A 16,279-nucleotide genomic window follows, 5' to 3' on the forward strand; every position below is an offset into this window, starting at 1 on the left:
TTTTCAAACCCTGAACCCCGAAACCCCGAACCCTGTTAAAACACTCGCTGGTATTCGTCAAGGTCCAGTTTCCACACCCGCACGCCACAGAAGCGATCACCTTCCGGGCAGATTGGTTTAGAGCGGGCCTGAAGCCGCTGGGTACAGGGAGGCAGCAGGTGCGAGCCGATGTGTGGGTTGACTTGCCGGACCTGTCGGGCTTCTTCAACCGATGCGCGCCAGATTTCTTCCTGAGCCAGATAACACAGCCGCATCCGGTGTTTGTGATGGAGGTTGGCGAGGTCAGAAGATTCCGTAAAGCGCACGGAAACTGCATTTGGGAGCAGATAGAGGGCAAATTCGTCTGAGACGCCGTGAGCTTTGAGTTGGTGGATTCGTTCCCACGAGCGCGCCATCGTGTCGTGATAAAACTGTTCGATATGGGGTTCCTGTTTGATGAGTTCCGGGGTGATGTAATCAGGTTCACCCGTGAAGTGTGCTGCCAGGACTGGTCGTGAGGCTGGGGTCATCCGGTGGCGTTGATCCTGAGAATCCGCCGTGTGGCTCAATTTTTTGCGGAACGTGTAATGCGGATGAACCAGTGTCCGGCCAAGTTTCGACATTGTCGCCAGGTTGAGTGATTCGCCAAGCAACCGATTTTGAGTCGGGCTCAGCACCAGTTCAATTGCATCGCTATCATTCAGGACTGAGGATGGAAGGCCGAGCACTTCACGGACGGATGCGGCTAAAATACTCTCATTATTGGGCTTGTAATCAATGAGTTTGGCCGTGTATCCATCCAGGCTCTGATCAAATTCGGTCAAAAACTGCTGGCGAGATGCCGATTGAGTGGCTGTGTGGTGGCTTTCGAAGAATTGAAATTCAGGTGTCTCTTCCAGTGGAATCGGTTCTTCGAGCACAGTTTTATAGAGCGGGTCGTGGGCCAGGAGCGCCTGAACCATCGCCGTGGCCACTTCGCGTTGTTCGGTCGGAGCATCAAATTGCTCGCAGAGCCGGTAATAGCGTAGTAGCGTGATGCCGCTGACGGTGTGGTACATGTAGGCAAATGTCGCCACCGGAAGCACATAGCGGGCGGCTTCCAACGCGCGTTTGCGGAGCTTGGCCTGGATTTTTTTGTCAGCCGTGTTGTGCTTGGTAAACAGCTTGTTGTACTCGCGGGCCACTACCGGCATCAGGAGTTCGGTCAGGTGCTCATAGGCGGCCATCTGTTCGTCAATCGCCGTGGTGTACCGCGTGAGTGCTTCACCTGTCAGCGCCGGAATGGCAAATGATCCGGGTTTGACGGCGACATAGCGCTGGCTGACTTGCTCGCTGTTGTAAAAAGGATGCGAATGCAAAAAGCTCCAGATGAACTGGCGCGAAATATTGACCATCGCAAACTGAAAATGAGCGTGCTGATAGGTCGTATGGTGGCCAGCCTGATAGATGCTCTGGGCAAGCGGCTCAAACCCTGAGGTAATGTCTTCGTCCCGGATAATCCCTTTGCTTGAATAACAGGTCCGTGCCGTAGCCACCACGTTTTTGAATGGTGTCGGAAATGCTTTTTCCAGGCTGACTGCCGGAGCTGGCGAGAGAAAAGCCGAAGTACGTTGGGAAACTGGGTGCATAAAAACCGAATGGAGGTGCTTGTTGTCGCGCACCTGGCAATCCGAGGGATGGTAGAGGTTCTAAATGATTGGAGGAAAATGGCTTAAATAGTTTTTAGATAAATATTTCCTGGGAGCACCGGCATCTTGCCGGCACTAAATGATTAATTTCTAATCAGTTGCCGGCAGGATGCCGGCGCTCCCAGTCTGGTATCAATCGCCATTGTCATAGATCGCCTGCATTTTACGGATGTTGGCGTCTGGAAACTGACCCGTTGCTCTGACGCGAGCCAGCATCTTTTCAGCTTCAGCCTGAGTTTTCCCTCCGTACACTGCCAGAAAGTTGTACTCAGCGTTCACGTTTGTGTAACCGGTGAGAAACTCAGAACATCCATAGCGAGAAGCAAACACTTTGCGATCTTGAAAGAGCCGCTGTACCCGTTGACGTTCGTCTTCTTTGAAATACCCAGCACAGGGTTTATCGCTTCCAGGGCCGTCATCAGGCTCAGCTTTGATGCTCTTGAGCAAAATTGCAAAAAAAGGCGCTGAATAGTAAGCCGTCTGCCACTTCAGGTTTTTCGGAAGCGGGAATGCCAGATCCCACGGGTCGAACCTTCCTCCTCCCGTTGGACAGAGTGCATCCGGTTGGCTGCACACGGCAGCACCGGTTTGAACGCTTCCCTGAGACAATCCAATCCCGATTGTGGTCATCAGCAAAAAAACTCCGCCTGCCCAGGATGATCGAAATCTCATCGGTGCCTCCAGAAGTTTATTGATGGAAAATTCTTTTGAGGTAACAGTTACAGAATGAACAGGCTGTTGCTGATATCGTGTCGGAGGTCAATAAGCCACTTCGTAGGATGCCGACGTGTTTGGCGTTTCCCAGGCCCGAACTTTACAGACTTTGTAGCGGTCAGTATTGATCTGGGCAGCCACCTCGTGCAGCACAAACACCGCAATGTTTTCGGTTGATGGGTTCATTTCGTTGGCAAACGGCGGTAAATCATTCAGGTACTTGTGATCCAGGTATTCCATGACTTTTTGCGTGGCTGCCCGGACATCACGAAAGTCCACCAGCATGTGTTTATCGTCAAGTTTTGGGCCACGCACGTGAACTTCAATGCGCCAGTTATGGCCGTGGAGCGGTTCGGCATTTTCTTCACCACGCAATCGGTGCGCGGCTGAAAAAGAAGCCTCGATAATTACTTCAAACATAGATGCTTATAATTCCGCAGAAAAATGCAGTGCGGTTGAGTGATTTGGATGGAATGTGAGCTTGATTGAACTCGGAAACGGGTACAATAATGAAAATTCACTCGAAAGTCTATCCACTGCGGTTTTCCCGGCGAACCCTGGTGGCTTGAAACCGTTATGGCAGTTGTCTTTGGCAACGCCTCACATTTGACTTGTTTCACATTCATTCCAATTGAATATTGACCCATCACGAGCCTTGAGGCTTGGTGTTGCAGGACTATCCAACTTCGAGGAGAAAACAAAAAGCTATGAGTTCTGATCGCAAAATACTTCGACAAACCCTTCATGGCGTTCTGGCTCTCATTCTGGTTTTTGCCGGAGTGGTGAGCTATCACATGGTAACCACCCGGGCAGGAAATGGGGCTCACTTCAAAAGCAGCAGCCTCTTTTCAGTTGGTGCCCAGTCGCCCTCCGATCTTCCGCCGATCAATTCTCCAACCGAGCTTTCAAATGTTTTTCGAACCGTCAGCCGACGCTTAAAGCCGGCGGTCGTGAGTTTGAATGTCACGGAAAAAGTTGATACGGCTTCGATGTTTCGGTTCGGGAAAAACCATCCGGCGATTCCTGGATTTCCTGATCTTGATGAAGATGGCGCCCAACCGCTGCGCCGGGGCACCGGTTCTGGTTTTATCGTGAGTGAAGACGGCTACATCATCACCAACAACCATGTGGTCGGCAAAGCTGAGAAAATTGAAGTTCGGCTCTCTGATGGCAAAACGTACACGGCAAAGCTCATCGGCGCTGATGCCAACACGGATGTTGCCGTCATCAAAATCAACCCGAAAGAATCGTTACCACACGTTGCGCTCAGTTCACCTGAAGAAGAAGCCGCCAAAGTCAATAGCATGGAGCAGGGCGACTGGGTGATTGCGATAGGCTCTCCATTTGGTTTAGAGCAGACCATTACGGCGGGCATTGTCAGTGCCACCGGACGTGATTTACCACAAGGTTCACAATACAGCCGCTATATTCAAACCGATGCGTCAATCAATCCTGGCAACTCAGGCGGACCATTGATCAATTTGCGCGGTGAAGTGATTGGCATGAACACGATGATTTTTACTGAGTCTGGTGGAAATCAAGGGGTCGGGTTTGCCATTCCGTCTGATTTGGTAACCAAGATTGCCCGGAAACTCATGACCACAGGCCGTGTCCAGCGCGGCTGGCTGGGGGTGAGTCTCTATCCGCGCGTCCTGACAGAGGACGAAGCAAAAGCCATTGGATTACCTGATGCCGAAGGGGCGTTGATTCAGGATCTGGTGGCGGACAATTCACCCGCTGCTCAAGCTGGTCTCAAGTCAGGCGATTTTATTGTTGAATTTAATGGAAAGCCGATTAAGTCTGGGCGTGATTTAACCAGTCAGGTGGCCGATGCCGAAGTCGGTCGTGACGTTGAGGTCAAGTTCCTGCGTGACGGAAAAGAACAATCGGCCAAAGTGAAACTGGCTGAACGTCCGGATGATGACCAGATGGCGCGTGGGATCACACCTGATTCCCCAGGGAAGGAAGCCAAACTTGGCGTTTCTTCAACGCCTGTGACCGCTGAAATGGCGCAACAAATGAAGTTGCGGATTGCCAACGGTGCTTTGATTCAATCGGTCACTCCGGGGAGCCCGGCTGATGAAAGTGGATTACAGCGCGGAGATGTTGTTCACACGATCAATCGCCAACCAGTGGCCAATACTGACGACCTGATCCGAATTGTGAAAGAACTCCCTGCCAGCAGCACCGCCGTGCTCCAGGTGGAGCGAGTGGTTGGTGGACGCGCCACCATGTTGTTTTTGACGGTGAACTTTTAAAACCAGGGCTGAAAACTTCGGGCTTGGGGCTGAGGGCTGAGGGCTGAAGAAAACGGGCTTGGGGCTGAAGAACCGGGTTTCATACCCTCAGCCCCAAGCCCCATCCCTCTCTATGGCCGAACTCAAAATCATCGAACACACTGGCTATCTGGTTTTGCGGTTGACTGGGAATGAGGGGTTGCATCGCCTGGAACTCCAAACCCTGGAAGCCCTGCATCACCACACCAAGCTCTGGCAGTTGAGAACGGATCTGGCCGCCGTTGTCATAACTGGCGTGCCTGCCCGGTCGTTTGCGGTTGGCGCCAGTATCCGCGAATTACAGCACGTAACACCTGAAAATGCGCCCTCCTATGCCACTCTGGGCCAATCCCTTTTTCGCCGAATGCGCGAATCTTCACAGCTTTATATTGCGGCGATTGATGGGTTTTGTCTGGGAGGTGGGCTGGATCTGGCACTGGCCTGTGATATTCGACTGGCAACGGATCGGTCCCAATTTGCCCACCCTGGCGCCAAATTGGGGATCATCACTGGATTTGGGGGAACCTCACGGTTACCGCAAACAATTGGTGAAACAGCGGCGAGCCGAATTCTGGCGGCGGCTGAAACGATAAGCGGGCAAACCGCTTTGGCGTGGGGGTTGGTTAACCAGCTTTACTCTTCGGCGGAAATTTTGGACCGTGCCTGTGCCATGGCTGAAACGATTGCTGTCAGTCCATCCAATTTCGCGGCCATGGCCAAAGAACTGGCATACCAGGTGGCGCATCTTCCAGTGCCGCAGGCAAATGTGGCTGAAGCCCGAACCTGGGACCTCTGGCGAGCGGAGGCAGCTTTTAGCCGAAGACAGAAACCGGGCCGAAGTTGATTCACTTCGGCCCGGTTTGTTTTTGGGAAAAATCAAACTGACTCAAATCTGACTTTAATCAAGCCCGGTTGGCAAGCGATGTGGAATATCTCTCAAATCATGGACTTCGTCATCGCTGAGGAGTTTGCCGGCCTCATCAAATGGCCAGTAGCGATACACCGCCTTGCCATAGATATACATCTCCGGAACTGATCCCCACGACCGGCTATCGTTGCTCGCATCACGATTATCACCCATCACAAAGTAGTGATATGGCTCAACTTCCCAGGTCCGATTGAAAATTCCGTTTTTAGTAAATTCAGCCGAAAGATAAGGTTCTGAGACCAGTTTGCCATTGATATAGAGTTTCCCACCCAGCAATTTGAGTTCATCCCCAGGCAATCCAATGACACGCTTGATAAATGACTTCTCTGGATCCATCGGGTACCAAAACACCACAATATCGCCGCGTTCAATTGGTTCCAGTTTATAGATAAATTTATTGATAAAAATACGTTGTCCGTCGTGCAGGTGAGGCAGCATGCTGGTGCCTTCAACCTTCACCGGCTGAAGCACATAGCAGAAAATGACCACAATCGCGGCAATGGCAAAAAGCAGGTCGCGGCTCAGGAGAATGCCTTCACGAATCCAGTGACGAGCCCGGTCCGGAGTTGTCAACCCAACTCCGGTTACCAGCCGGTCAAACACCCCTGCTGGCTCGGTTGAGCGGACCGGATTGGGAATCGTGACGGTAATTTGCTCGTCATCTTCAACCAGTAATCCCGATTGTGGATGAAAACGGTCAACGGTATAAATCGGACGGTAGAGTCGGCTGAGTGGGGGAGGTTCTTCGGATACCACTGTTTTGGAGACGGGGTGAGGGAAGAGATCATCTGAAAGGGTCGCAGGTGGATCTTCTGCAAACGATGAGGCCAGAACTGCCTCAGATGCGGGTTGTTCAACTTCGGTGACCACCTCGGTTGATGGTTCACCGTGAACCACTGTCTCTACCTTGGCTGGCTGATGATCCTCAGTCTCAAGTGTCGGTACGAGATCCACCATTTCCGTGACTGGAACGGTTTCACGATCTGCCTGAACTTCAATGACTTCCTTGGTCGCTTCAACAGCAGGCAATGGATGAGCCATCACCTGAAGTTCCGAATCAGCCATTTCATTGATGACAGGTTCGGTTCGCAGCACCAGTGGGAGAGAGTCTTCAACTGGGTGGCTTTTTTCTTGGGGTTCCCACGTAAGTGACAGTTCCTGGTCTTGCATAGTTGGTTATGACTCGAAGATATGGTTTTCAAACATCAATCTTCTTGATCGGTCCTCGCTTCGTCAAAATTTAAGCTTGTATGGTGTGCCGGGAAAGATGCACGGTTGAGTGTTCACTATACTTGATCCTGGCAAAAAATGTTTATTTTGCTTCAGGTTGTGGCGCTGATGGTTTTGCCGTTGAGGTTGATGATGGTGACACGACCTCGACGGTACCGAGAGCCCGGAGTTTTTCAGCCAGCTCTGGCTTTCCACCCTGTACCACGACCAGCAGTTGTTTTCCACCCAGGCAGTCCAGATACGGCTGAAGATCCGCAACTGGCAGTGCCTGGAGTTGTTGTGGCCATTCCGCCAGTGACCGGCGACCAATCTGATAGCGCTCCATGTCAATCAGAAGATTGGCAATGCTCGCATTGCTTTGAAAATTCATCTGATAGTCTTTGAGAACTGCTTCTTTTGCAGTGTTCAATGTGTCGGCTGGAAGCGGTGGTTCCCGGAGATTTTTCAGGGTTTTTTGCAATGTTTCAATGGTCGAAACCACCTGGTCAGGCGAGGCGGTCAACCGAACCATCCAGGGGCTATCTGGGAGGTGGCGGGTTTCAGCCAGGGCTGCATCCGGTGACCATTGTGTTTTCAAGAGTTTGTCAACCAACTTCCAGTGCAGCAAACCATTAAATGTTGATCCCGTAAAGGCGCCGGCCCGAATTTGAACCTGAGATTGGGTCGGGTTGGGATGAAAAACAATTTTCGTGCCTTGAAATTCATTGGGAGGGAGAAACGTGTAGGGCGCCGGTTTGCCTTTAATCCAAACTCCAAAGCTTTGACGAGCCGAGCGCAGAATTTGCGCCATGGTGACATCGCCAACGATCACCAGGGCCGCATTATTTGACAGGTAATGCCGTTTATGGAAATCAATCACATCAAACCGGGAAATGCTGCGCAGACTTTCAGGTGTGCCGTCAAGCACATGGTGATAGGGATGTCCGCCATACAGGTCCTGGGCAAAGCGAGCGTCAGCCTGATCCTGAGGAGATGACGTTTCGCGAGCTGCGATCTGAGCTTGTTTGATTTTATTGAATTCATCTTCTGAAAAACTGGGGAGCGTGACCAGCCGACCCAGAATTTCAATCAAGGTGGTCACATTGCGAGCCGGGCCCGTGATGGTCAGTCGGGTGTCATCCCAACTGGTGGCAATGGATATCTGACCGCCGACACTTTCAAGCTCATCCTTGAGCTGAATGACCGTTACGGGTGATCCATCCCGGTTTTTTGATCCAGCGAGCAGGCTTTGGGCCGTCAGTGCCGCCAATCCGGCTTTCCCAGCCCGATCAAAGGTGGCTCCGATTTTAACCAGAGCCGTAATTGTGACCTGACTTTTGCCAGGACGCGATGCCACAACAATCGGTAAGTCATTTAACAATAACTCACGCTGGGTCACTGGAATCGGGTCTGAGGAAGGGGCTTCTGGCTGGGGGGCCGATTGGGCCGATGCGGAAGCTGCACCGCTGAACACCACCACCAGGATCAAAACCAGACGTGCGAGAAACTTCTGTAAGTGAAACAATCTATAACTCCTTAACGTTTAGGGCGGGGTTGATTTCCGGCCTGTAGAGGGCCTGATCCTCCAAAGTCTAACGATGAAAAAAGAGAAGCGTCAACTCATGTTTTATGATACTCTGGACGAACGCTCCTCTAACTCTCTTCTCTCTCAACGAATTTCCTCTTCAGTCGTCAACTTCAAGGTTTGAAGAGACAGGTCTGTGTGAGTTTTAGCTATGTTTTGCCCAAACTGTGGGACTGAACCGCAGCTTGCAGATCAAAAATTTTGCAAGATTTGTGGGACAAACTTAATGGTTGTTTCACAGGCACTCCGAACACCGCCTCAGGTCACTTCGGCTCCTGTCTCGCCCTATGGCGGGATGCCAGGAAATGCACCGGGTTTGCCTCTCTATCCATCACCGCCAGTGGCGCCGCATACCAATCCAATGGGACCGATTCCACTTGCCAATCTCTCCTCATTGCCCTTTGTTGAAGAAGAACTGAAACGTCAAAAATTGCGAAAACTTGGCTGGATGATGGTTGGCGGTGGCCTGCTATTTGCCATCTTTTTAGATACCTTGGGTGATGCCATTGCGCATATCATTAACCCGCTTGGGCGGGCAATTTCAGCTTTGGATGGAATTGGGGCGTTGATTTGTCTGGCGGGGATTTTTCTGGTGCTATATACCCGATTTATTTTGAAACCAGCCCAAATGCCGCCAGTGATTGTGGTTCAATCGCCGCAGATGACTGGAAATTTGAATCCCAATCAGGTTCCCCAGGCAGGTCCAGGTCCAGTCAGGGCGCAACCTGGACAACTCCCGCCGGCATCGGTTGATTCATACTTTTACCAGTCACCAAGCGTCACGGAGCATACCACACATCAGCTTAAAGTGCCGTATCCATCATCTCCACGAGATACTCAGTAAGTGATGGAACCTTTCAGATCATATTTTCAAGTCCAAATGCGTGCGGATTACTTGATGGAATCAGAGGTTTTTTATGTACTGCCCGAACTGTGGAACCCAACCTCAGCTTGCTGATCAAAAGTTTTGTAAAACCTGTGGTACCAACCTGAGTATGGTTTCTCAAGTGCTCAGTGCTCCGGGGCCGGGGCCAGGTGTTCCAGCCCCCTACATGCCGGCGCCACCACCATCAGCGATGATGATTCCCAATCAAGTCGCCATGGCGCCGACAACTTCCCCCAACTTTCCACAGGCCACGGTCCATCAACCGATTTCCTTGACTGAAATTCCATCACTTCCTTACATGGAGCAGGAGCGAGCCCGCCAAAAGCTCATGAAAATTGCCTGGGCTCTGACACTTGGCGGCCCTTTTTTGATTCCGACACTGGCCATTCTGGGAGAGTTTATGTTTGATACAGGTGAACTGGCTCTCTTGGGAATCCCTGTTTTTTTATTTGGGATATTTTTGCTGCTCTATACCAAGATTGCGTTGCGGAAGCCCGATTTACCTCAGGTGATTGTGATTCAACAAGGGAACCCAACTCAGGAAATGACCCCGTCTCCAGTGTCGGTGGTTCCCGGCGGGATGAATCATCAATTGCCGGCTGGCGCTTCAACGCCGCTTTATACACCGGGCATGTTTACTGAGCACACCACTCAGCATCTTCAAGTCCCATATTCCCAGCCCCAACGAAATACCAAATAAGGGAATCAAGCCAGAAGGTCGTGCTGGTGGGTAGGGACGGGCTGATTTTTTGATTGACGGCCTGAAGTCCCTTTGGTACTATGCGCGTCCTTCACTCATGGGCGGTTAGTCTCAGTTGGTAGAGCGCTCGCTTCACACGCGAGAGGTCACAGGTTCGAGTCCTGTACCGCCCACCACACCCATCCTTCTCCTGGTTGTAGTCTCCCCGTTGACCACTTCTCAATCGCGTTGATTACCCGCTTGAACATCACCTTTCGGGCAATTTCTTTGCCACTGCTTTTTCCCTGAAAGTCTTTCTTTTTTCCTCCAAAAAAACGAACTCAATATTCTTAACCTCCCTGATACCAGCGGGTTGGAATACTTTGCTTGCGCTCCACCAGTATCAACCTTACTATCCAGGACTGAACCCCCTTTACACTTTTGGCTGATTGAAGTGGCTAAAAGCTTCTTGAATAGTAGTTTGGAGAGAAAGCATGAGTGCAAAAATAGATAGTCCGCACAGTTACTCAACCGTTGAATTTGTTGCTGAAGCAAACCTGCCGACGGAAATGGGTACGTTTCGGATCGCTGGCTTCCGAAGCCTGATCAGTGACGAAGAATTTGTTGTTTTATTGAAAGGAAACCCGACCCCTCATCAAGCCAGCCTGGTGCGCATTCACTCGCAATGCCTGACGGGCGATGTGTTTCATTCGATCAAATGCGATTGTGGCCGCCAATTAAAACGGGCCATGGAAATGATCGCTGAAGCTGGCCATGGCGCCATTGTGTATCAACACCAGGAAGGTCGCGGCATTGGAATTTTGAACAAGATTCGCGCGTACGCCCTTCAGGATCAAGGCGCCGACACTATCGAAGCCAACGTCCAGTTGGGGCTTGAAGTTGATTCCCGCGAATATTCCCAATGTGCTGAAATCCTGAAACAGCTTGGATTTCACCAGATTCGCCTGATGTCAAATAACCCGCAGAAAATCAATGCGTTGCGGAGATTTGGCCTGCAAGTCGTCGAACGTGTTCCGATTGAAGTTGCTTCTGAACCGGGTGCCCCGGCTGTGAATTACCTCAAGACCAAAAAAGAAAAAATGGGCCATTTGTTGAACTTGGTTTAAACCACGACCTGTGATTGCCTATGCTCCGTCCACTGCCAGTGCTCAATTCTACTTCAGCGACCCAAGCCCGGTCTGGCATCCTCCGGGATAGCCATGGGCGGGTTATCCATGATGTGCGCATCTCCGTGACCGACCGGTGTAATTTTCGATGTACCTACTGTATGCCGTCGGAGGGACTGGCCTGGAAGCCCAAGTCTGAAATCCTGTCGTTTGAGGAAATTCTCGAACTGGCTTCGATTCTGGTGGAACTTGGAATTACCAAGATTCGAGTGACTGGTGGGGAAGCGCTCTTGCGCCGTGGGGTGGTCAACCTCATTCAAGATTTGGCCAAACTCAAGCCAATCGAAGATCTGGCTTTGACCACCAATGGGTTCTTTTTGAAAGAATTTACCCCTGATCTGGTCCGAGCCGGTCTCAAGCGAGTCACCATCAGCCTCGATTCACTCAATCCCAAGGGATTTCAATCCCTGACCAAAGTCAATGCACTGCCCCGCGTCCTTGAAGCCATAGATGTTGCCCAACGGGCTGGACTCTCACCAGTGAAGGTCAACGCGGTACTCATTCGGGGCTTTAATGATGGTGAAATCGAAAATTTTGCCGTTTTTGCCCGTGAGTGGGGCATCTCCGTGCGCTTTATCGAATACATGCCGCTCGATGGGCCTGGCGAATGGGATCGAACAAAAGTGGTCCCAGGACAGGAAGTTTATCAACGGATCCACACCCGATTTCCGCTGATTGCATTGCCAGGACAAGATGCCAGCGAAACGGCTCGACGGTTTCGATTTGCAGATGGTTCCCAGGGTGAAATCGGAATCATTGCTCCGGTTACTGAACCCTTCTGCGGCGCCTGCAGCCGGATCCGATTAACCGCTGACGGAAAACTTCGCACTTGCCTTTTTTCGCTGACTGAGTATGACTTACGCGCACCATTACGTCGCGGGGCAACCCGTCAGGAATTGATTGAACTCATTCGCGAAGCGGTTCGGCTCAAAGAAGCCGGCCATCGGATTAACCAACCGGATTTTGTACCACCAGACCGGACGATGTCCTGTATTGGTGGCTAGCCTGGGCAATTTTTTGGAGGGGGATTATGGCTCAAACGGTCGGTGAGATTTTTAAGACAATGAAAAGCGCCTATAAAAAGGGCGCTTTCAAAGAAGAAAAGTCATTTTATTTTTCGCTTGGCGATGAGAAGTGGACCGTCACTCTGGGTCCCAAGAAATGTGTTGTCGAAGCCGGGAAAACCATTGAGCAGGCTGATTGCGTGCTCAAAACATCACCGGAACTCTTTGTCAAAATGTGGAATCGCGAACACACGCCAGGGATGGGCGATTTTATGTCAGGGCGCGTCAAGTCAAATGATCCGAGTGCCTTGAAAGCATTCCTGGAAGCGTTTGACTAAAGCAACCTCCTGCAAGTTCAAAACCTCTCTTCACTTCTTCTTAAAGTATTCCAAAGTTTATTGCCAGTTCTGGACCAAAGAGCGGGTCACCGGGTTGAACACAGAACCTGGGAGGATTTCCTTGTTACTCACTCGCTCTTTGATCCTGTTCGATTATGTTTCATTTATCTGTCTGGGGACTTTATGTATAGAACGCGTGCTTTTTCTTTCTTCCTCTGTTTGGGCGTAGTCGCTGTTTTGGTGGGCGTACCATCTGATCGTTCAACTGTTTTAGCCCAAAAAGGACGTCGTCCACCCAAGAAAGCGGTCAGTGAGCCTTCATCTCCGATTGCTGGGAAGGAAATTCAAATCACATTGACCGATGGCGGGCAAATCACTGGTAAATTTGTCAAAATTGATTCCCGTGAGCTGACCTATGAAAATGCGGTAGGCGATAAAATTCCAGTGGCGATTGAACGCATTGCCATTTTGGCCATTGGCGAACCACCCAAACCAAAAATTGATTTCAGTTTTATAAGTGATGCAGAATCAGCTATTTCAGTGGTGGCAAAATTGTCAGCGCTGACTGATGCCACGGGGGACCAGGCGCTGACTTATCGTGAATACACTCAGAAGGTGACTGAAGCCAAGGTGGCGGTTGAATCGTTCATTGCCAAACATTCTGAATTTTCCGAGCAACAATCGCTCTTTACGGCCATGCGGAAAATTACTGACAGCTATGAAATGGTCTCACCGATTTGGGCCATGCGCATTGGTGCCGATCAACGAAAATCACTATCGGGTGAGTCTCCTGAAATGGTACTGGTGCTGAATACCTATCCGGAGTTGAAATTGACCGAATACAACCGTGAGGGGCGGTATCCAACCGATAAAGTCGTAGCCTGGGTTTGGTCCCAAATTCCAACTCAGATTCAGTCGGTAAGATCACAGATCAGACAGTTGCGAGGTTCGCTGGAGGGAAGTTAAGTCTAAATTTTTCAATATTTTGAATGTTCAATAATTCAACTGGAAAAATATCGAAAAAAAATGGAGCAGATTTGGAACTTTTCAAGGTTAGTCGCGTTTGAGAGGGTGACGTGAAAAGTTGCTGCCCAAACACCTGACGCAGACCCTTTCTGGTGAATGATGTTTCGGCTTCTTCTGTTCTCGGCATAGTGTACATTCCTCCTCTCTCAAGTGGTTCCGCGGCAAGATGTGATTCCTTGCCGCGGCTTTTTATTTTTGGAGGAATATTTATTCAGCTTAATTCTTGAGTTGGGTCAGATACTGTGGCGGCACGGTTTCAACCAGCCAAACCCCATTGGCTGAGCAGAAAAAAACAAATCCATCTTGATACATCACTTCGGCGGCGACTTCAAAGACCACCGGTTTCCCGTGCCGACTGCCAACCAGCCGGGCGGTTTCAATCCCGGCTGAGAGATGCACGTGGTGGCGATTCATTTTCAAAAGTCCATCTCGGAGAATCAGTTCAACCGTTCGGTGGCCCGTGCCGTGGTACAAAACTGACGGTGGAACAACCGGCTCAAGTTGTAGTTCCACTTCGACACTATGCCCCTGATTGGCCCGGATCCGCGTGCCGGTGTCATCAAAAGCAAACCGTTGTTTATTGTTCGTGGCCACGATCTCATCAAGTTGCTCGCGGGTGATGACCATCTGATTGCGAGCACAGGCGGCGAGCAGGGTTTCGACATCAACCCAACCGCCAGATGCCAAAACCAGTCCGAGTTGCTCTGGGGTATGCCGCAGGTGTTTGCTCAAATATTTGCTGAGTCGGGTACGTTGTTTTTCATCCATGGTGTGTTGTGATTCGGTGGGGCGGAAGACATCGGGCGGAAGAAAACGGGCGGAAGAAAACGGGCGGAAGAATTAGGTTTCTTTCATCCCTCATCCCTTCAATTGCCCCAAGCCCTCAGCCTGACTTCTTCAGCTCCTGTCCTCGGCCTGTAGTCGTTGAGTTGGGATCACATCAAAAAAACTTCTGATAGGTTACGCCATCAAGCGCATCTTCGTAATATCGCGGCATGATATATCCAAATTGATATCCAATTGCCTCATAAAAAGCCCGTCCCTTTTGGTTTAGGGTCGGAGTGTCTACATAAATCCCGCGTGCCTTTTTCTCTTGAGCAAATTCTTCAGCACGTTTGACAAGTTGTGAGGCTACGCCTTGACGTTGATGGCTCAAATCCACTGCCAGTCCCTGGATTTGGGCAAGTCGGTTCCATTCATAGAACTGAACATAAACGAAGCCAATTGCGGTTTGCTCAACCATTGCCAGATAAACCCCAAAAAAATCAGGTATTTGGGAAAAAGCTTCAGCATTTTTTTCAGCCGCAACAATGTACTGCTCAGCCCAGCCGATCCCTTCAAGAATAGAGCGGATGGTTGCTTGATGACTGGAGGTGTAATCAGTGATGGTAATGGTCATAATCGTTGATGTTCTGCCTGCGGCTAAAGCTGACAGCATGCAGAATGCTTGTATTCACAAGATCCATTTATATCAATACCTTAGATTCTGATGTACCTTCTCATTCATACTGATCAAGCCAGAACTTTCTCGGCTTCCGGCTGATTGCGCTGAATTGGCTGATAGAGCGTGTCACGCTCAACCGGAATCAGACCAGCATCTTTAATCAATTGAACAATCTCATTTTTCGTGGTCTGGCATTGGGTTTCGCCGTCGAGTGAATAGGTCGCTACCAGGGGGCCGCCGCCCGAGACCGTTCCATCCATGTCATTCGCACCAAAATGGAGCGCAATCTGGGCCGTTTGACGACCTAGCATGACCCAATAGGCTTTGATGTGGTCAAAGTTATCGAGCATCAACCGCGAGACGGCAATCGTCTTCAAACTATCAACCGGAGTTGGTCCTGGTAAGTGTGAGAGTTCGGTATCTTTCGGGAAAAATGCCAGTGGAATAAAGCACTGGAACCCACCAGTTTCATCTTGCAGCGCCCGGAGCCGGAGCATATGGTCAACCCGGTCTGCATACGATTCAATATGGCCATAGAGCATCGTGGCATTAGAGCGAAGTCCGGCTTGATGGACTTCTTTAGAAAAATCCAGCCAGCGCTGGCTCCCACATTTGTGTTTGCAGATTTGTTTTCGAACTGGTTCGGCAAAGATTTCAGCGCCGCCACCTGGGCAGGAATCCAATCCAGCTTCAACCAGGCGATCAATCACTTCGCGTGGGGACAGGCGTGTGATCCGGCGAAAGTGATCCAGCTCGACCATGGTAAACGCTTTTAAATGAATGCTGGGAAATTCAGCCTTCAGTCCTCGGAGCAGATCCAAATAATATTCAAATGAGAGAGTTGGGTGCAGTCCACCAACAATGTGAAGTTCCGTAATCCCAGCTTCAAAGGACGGACGGATTTCCCGAACTGCCTGCTCAATTGTATAGGTATAGGCTTCCGGGTCGTTTGGCTTTCGGTAAAACGAGCAGAAAGTACAATCCCAGTAACAAACATTGGTCGGATTCAAGTGCCGATTGACGTTATAAAACACGACCTGCCCGTGCCGTTTGCGCCGACCTGAATCAGCCAGTTGTCCAAGCCAGGCAAGATGATCAGTTTCAAAGAGGGCCACACCGTCTTCGAGCGTCAAGCGTTCGCCAGCATGCACTTTTTCAGCAATGCGAGTCAGGGTTGCATTCACCATAAGGCAAAATTTCTCTTTACTCTTTCAAAATGAGATGAATCTGGGCTGTGAGGAAGGTTTGAAAAGAACCACTTCAGCCCGGTTAGGGAAAAAAGAAGCTGCATCTTAGTCTGATCTGAATCACGACAGCAATCTGAATTCGGCGAGTC

At 50.5% G+C, this 16,279-nt stretch carries 16 protein-coding genes and 1 tRNA gene; 9 read left to right on the forward strand and 8 right to left on the reverse strand.

Annotated features, from left to right (window positions below):
- Positions 1-35: 35 nt before the first annotated feature.
- The 3 genes from HY774_09515 to HY774_09525 form a co-directional block, all read right to left on the reverse strand.
- Positions 36-1,640 carry an FAD-dependent thymidylate synthase gene (locus tag HY774_09515; GenBank protein ID MBI4748718.1) on the reverse strand — a complete coding sequence of 535 codons (1,605 nt, stop codon included), beginning with the start codon at positions 1,638-1,640 and terminating at the stop codon, positions 36-38.
- Positions 1,641-1,799: 159 nt separating this feature from the next.
- A complete protein-coding gene (locus HY774_09520; protein ID MBI4748719.1) occupies positions 1,800-2,339 on the reverse strand; it encodes a hypothetical protein in 540 nt (179 codons plus the stop codon).
- A gap of 87 nt (positions 2,340-2,426) precedes the next feature.
- Positions 2,427-2,801: a 6-carboxytetrahydropterin synthase gene (locus tag HY774_09525; protein MBI4748720.1), complete on the reverse strand. Its 375-nt coding sequence runs from the start codon at positions 2,799-2,801 to the stop codon at positions 2,427-2,429.
- Between the two features lie 287 nt (positions 2,802-3,088).
- On the opposite strand from HY774_09525, the gene HY774_09530 reads away from it, so the two are divergent.
- On the forward strand, positions 3,089-4,639 hold the full coding sequence (locus HY774_09530; GenBank protein ID MBI4748721.1) for a PDZ domain-containing protein: 1,551 nt from the start codon (positions 3,089-3,091) through the stop codon (positions 4,637-4,639).
- Positions 4,640-4,751: 112 nt separating this feature from the next.
- Positions 4,752-5,501 carry an enoyl-CoA hydratase/isomerase family protein gene (locus tag HY774_09535; protein MBI4748722.1) on the forward strand — a complete coding sequence of 250 codons (750 nt, stop codon included), beginning with the start codon at positions 4,752-4,754 and terminating at the stop codon, positions 5,499-5,501.
- Positions 5,502-5,555: 54 nt separating this feature from the next.
- Here HY774_09535 and lepB read toward each other — a convergent pair whose 3' ends face one another.
- Together lepB and HY774_09545 are read right to left on the reverse strand one after the other, a co-directional pair.
- A complete protein-coding gene (lepB, locus tag HY774_09540; GenBank protein ID MBI4748723.1) occupies positions 5,556-6,755 on the reverse strand; it encodes a signal peptidase I in 1,200 nt (399 codons plus the stop codon).
- A 142-nt stretch (positions 6,756-6,897) separates the two neighbouring features.
- The gene (locus HY774_09545) at positions 6,898-8,319 is read right to left on the reverse strand and encodes an insulinase family protein (protein MBI4748724.1); all 1,422 of its coding nucleotides are present in this window, start codon (positions 8,317-8,319) and stop codon (positions 6,898-6,900) included.
- A gap of 286 nt (positions 8,320-8,605) precedes the next feature.
- Here HY774_09545 and HY774_09550 point away from each other — a divergent pair, with 286 nt between their 5' ends.
- The 7 genes from HY774_09550 (at position 8,606) to HY774_09580 (ending at position 13,439) form a co-directional block, all read left to right on the forward strand.
- Positions 8,606-9,223, forward strand: a complete 618-nt coding sequence (locus tag HY774_09550; GenBank protein ID MBI4748725.1) for a hypothetical protein — start codon at positions 8,606-8,608, stop codon at positions 9,221-9,223.
- Positions 9,224-9,374: 151 nt separating this feature from the next.
- Complete coding sequence (locus HY774_09555; protein ID MBI4748726.1) at positions 9,375-9,965, forward strand: hypothetical protein; 591 nt, start codon at positions 9,375-9,377, stop codon at positions 9,963-9,965.
- A gap of 99 nt (positions 9,966-10,064) precedes the next feature.
- Positions 10,065-10,141, forward strand: a tRNA-Val gene (locus HY774_09560).
- 297 nt (positions 10,142-10,438) lie between these two features.
- Positions 10,439-11,071, forward strand: a complete 633-nt coding sequence (ribA, locus tag HY774_09565; protein ID MBI4748727.1) for a GTP cyclohydrolase II — start codon at positions 10,439-10,441, stop codon at positions 11,069-11,071.
- Positions 11,072-11,091: 20 nt separating this feature from the next.
- A complete protein-coding gene (moaA, locus tag HY774_09570; protein MBI4748728.1) occupies positions 11,092-12,135 on the forward strand; it encodes a GTP 3',8-cyclase MoaA in 1,044 nt (347 codons plus the stop codon).
- 26 nt (positions 12,136-12,161) lie between these two features.
- Complete coding sequence (locus HY774_09575) at positions 12,162-12,473, forward strand: SCP2 sterol-binding domain-containing protein (protein ID MBI4748729.1); 312 nt, start codon at positions 12,162-12,164, stop codon at positions 12,471-12,473.
- 183 nt (positions 12,474-12,656) lie between these two features.
- Positions 12,657-13,439, forward strand: coding sequence for a hypothetical protein (locus HY774_09580; GenBank protein ID MBI4748730.1), 783 nt, complete (start codon positions 12,657-12,659; stop codon positions 13,437-13,439).
- Positions 13,440-13,715: 276 nt separating this feature from the next.
- On the opposite strand, the gene HY774_09585 is transcribed toward HY774_09580, so the two are convergent.
- The 3 genes from HY774_09585 to mqnE all read right to left on the reverse strand — a co-directional run bounded on the left by HY774_09585 (position 13,716) and on the right by mqnE (position 16,130).
- Positions 13,716-14,267, reverse strand: a complete 552-nt coding sequence (locus HY774_09585; protein MBI4748731.1) for an RNA 2'-phosphotransferase — start codon at positions 14,265-14,267, stop codon at positions 13,716-13,718.
- 172 nt (positions 14,268-14,439) lie between these two features.
- Entirely contained in the window at positions 14,440-14,937 is a 498-nt protein-coding gene (locus HY774_09590) for a GNAT family N-acetyltransferase (protein ID MBI4748732.1), read from the reverse strand.
- 74 nt (positions 14,938-15,011) lie between these two features.
- Positions 15,012-16,130 (reverse strand): aminofutalosine synthase MqnE, encoded by a 1,119-nt coding sequence (gene mqnE, locus HY774_09595; protein MBI4748733.1) that lies wholly within the window; start codon positions 16,128-16,130, stop codon positions 15,012-15,014.
- Positions 16,131-16,279: the final 149 nt, after the last annotated feature.

It is taken from the genome of Acidobacteriota bacterium (assembly GCA_016208495.1).
Taxonomy (GTDB): domain Bacteria; phylum Acidobacteriota; class Blastocatellia; order Chloracidobacteriales; family Chloracidobacteriaceae; genus JACQXX01.

Excerpts from the sequence above, each read along its gene's own strand:
- HY774_09520 (MBI4748719.1), bottom strand. The coding sequence starts at position 2,339 with ATGAGATTTCGATCATCCTGGGCAGGCGGAGTTTTTTTGCTGATGACC.
- HY774_09525 (MBI4748720.1), bottom strand. The coding sequence starts at position 2,801 with ATGTTTGAAGTAATTATCGAGGCTTCTTTTTCAGCCGCGCACCGATTG.
- HY774_09530 (MBI4748721.1), top strand. The coding sequence starts at position 3,089 with ATGAGTTCTGATCGCAAAATACTTCGACAAACCCTTCATGGCGTTCTG.
- HY774_09535 (MBI4748722.1), top strand. The coding sequence starts at position 4,752 with ATGGCCGAACTCAAAATCATCGAACACACTGGCTATCTGGTTTTGCGG.
- lepB (MBI4748723.1), bottom strand. The coding sequence starts at position 6,755 with ATGCAAGACCAGGAACTGTCACTTACGTGGGAACCCCAAGAAAAAAGC.
- HY774_09550 (MBI4748725.1), top strand. The coding sequence starts at position 8,606 with ATGGTTGTTTCACAGGCACTCCGAACACCGCCTCAGGTCACTTCGGCT.
- HY774_09555 (MBI4748726.1), top strand. The coding sequence starts at position 9,375 with ATGGTTTCTCAAGTGCTCAGTGCTCCGGGGCCGGGGCCAGGTGTTCCA.
- ribA (MBI4748727.1), top strand. The coding sequence starts at position 10,439 with ATGAGTGCAAAAATAGATAGTCCGCACAGTTACTCAACCGTTGAATTT.
- moaA (MBI4748728.1), top strand. The coding sequence starts at position 11,092 with ATGCTCCGTCCACTGCCAGTGCTCAATTCTACTTCAGCGACCCAAGCC.
- HY774_09575 (MBI4748729.1), top strand. The coding sequence starts at position 12,162 with ATGGCTCAAACGGTCGGTGAGATTTTTAAGACAATGAAAAGCGCCTAT.
- HY774_09580 (MBI4748730.1), top strand. The coding sequence starts at position 12,657 with ATGTATAGAACGCGTGCTTTTTCTTTCTTCCTCTGTTTGGGCGTAGTC.
- HY774_09585 (MBI4748731.1), bottom strand. The coding sequence starts at position 14,267 with ATGGATGAAAAACAACGTACCCGACTCAGCAAATATTTGAGCAAACAC.
- HY774_09590 (MBI4748732.1), bottom strand. The coding sequence starts at position 14,937 with ATGCTGTCAGCTTTAGCCGCAGGCAGAACATCAACGATTATGACCATT.
- mqnE (MBI4748733.1), bottom strand. The coding sequence starts at position 16,130 with ATGGTGAATGCAACCCTGACTCGCATTGCTGAAAAAGTGCATGCTGGC.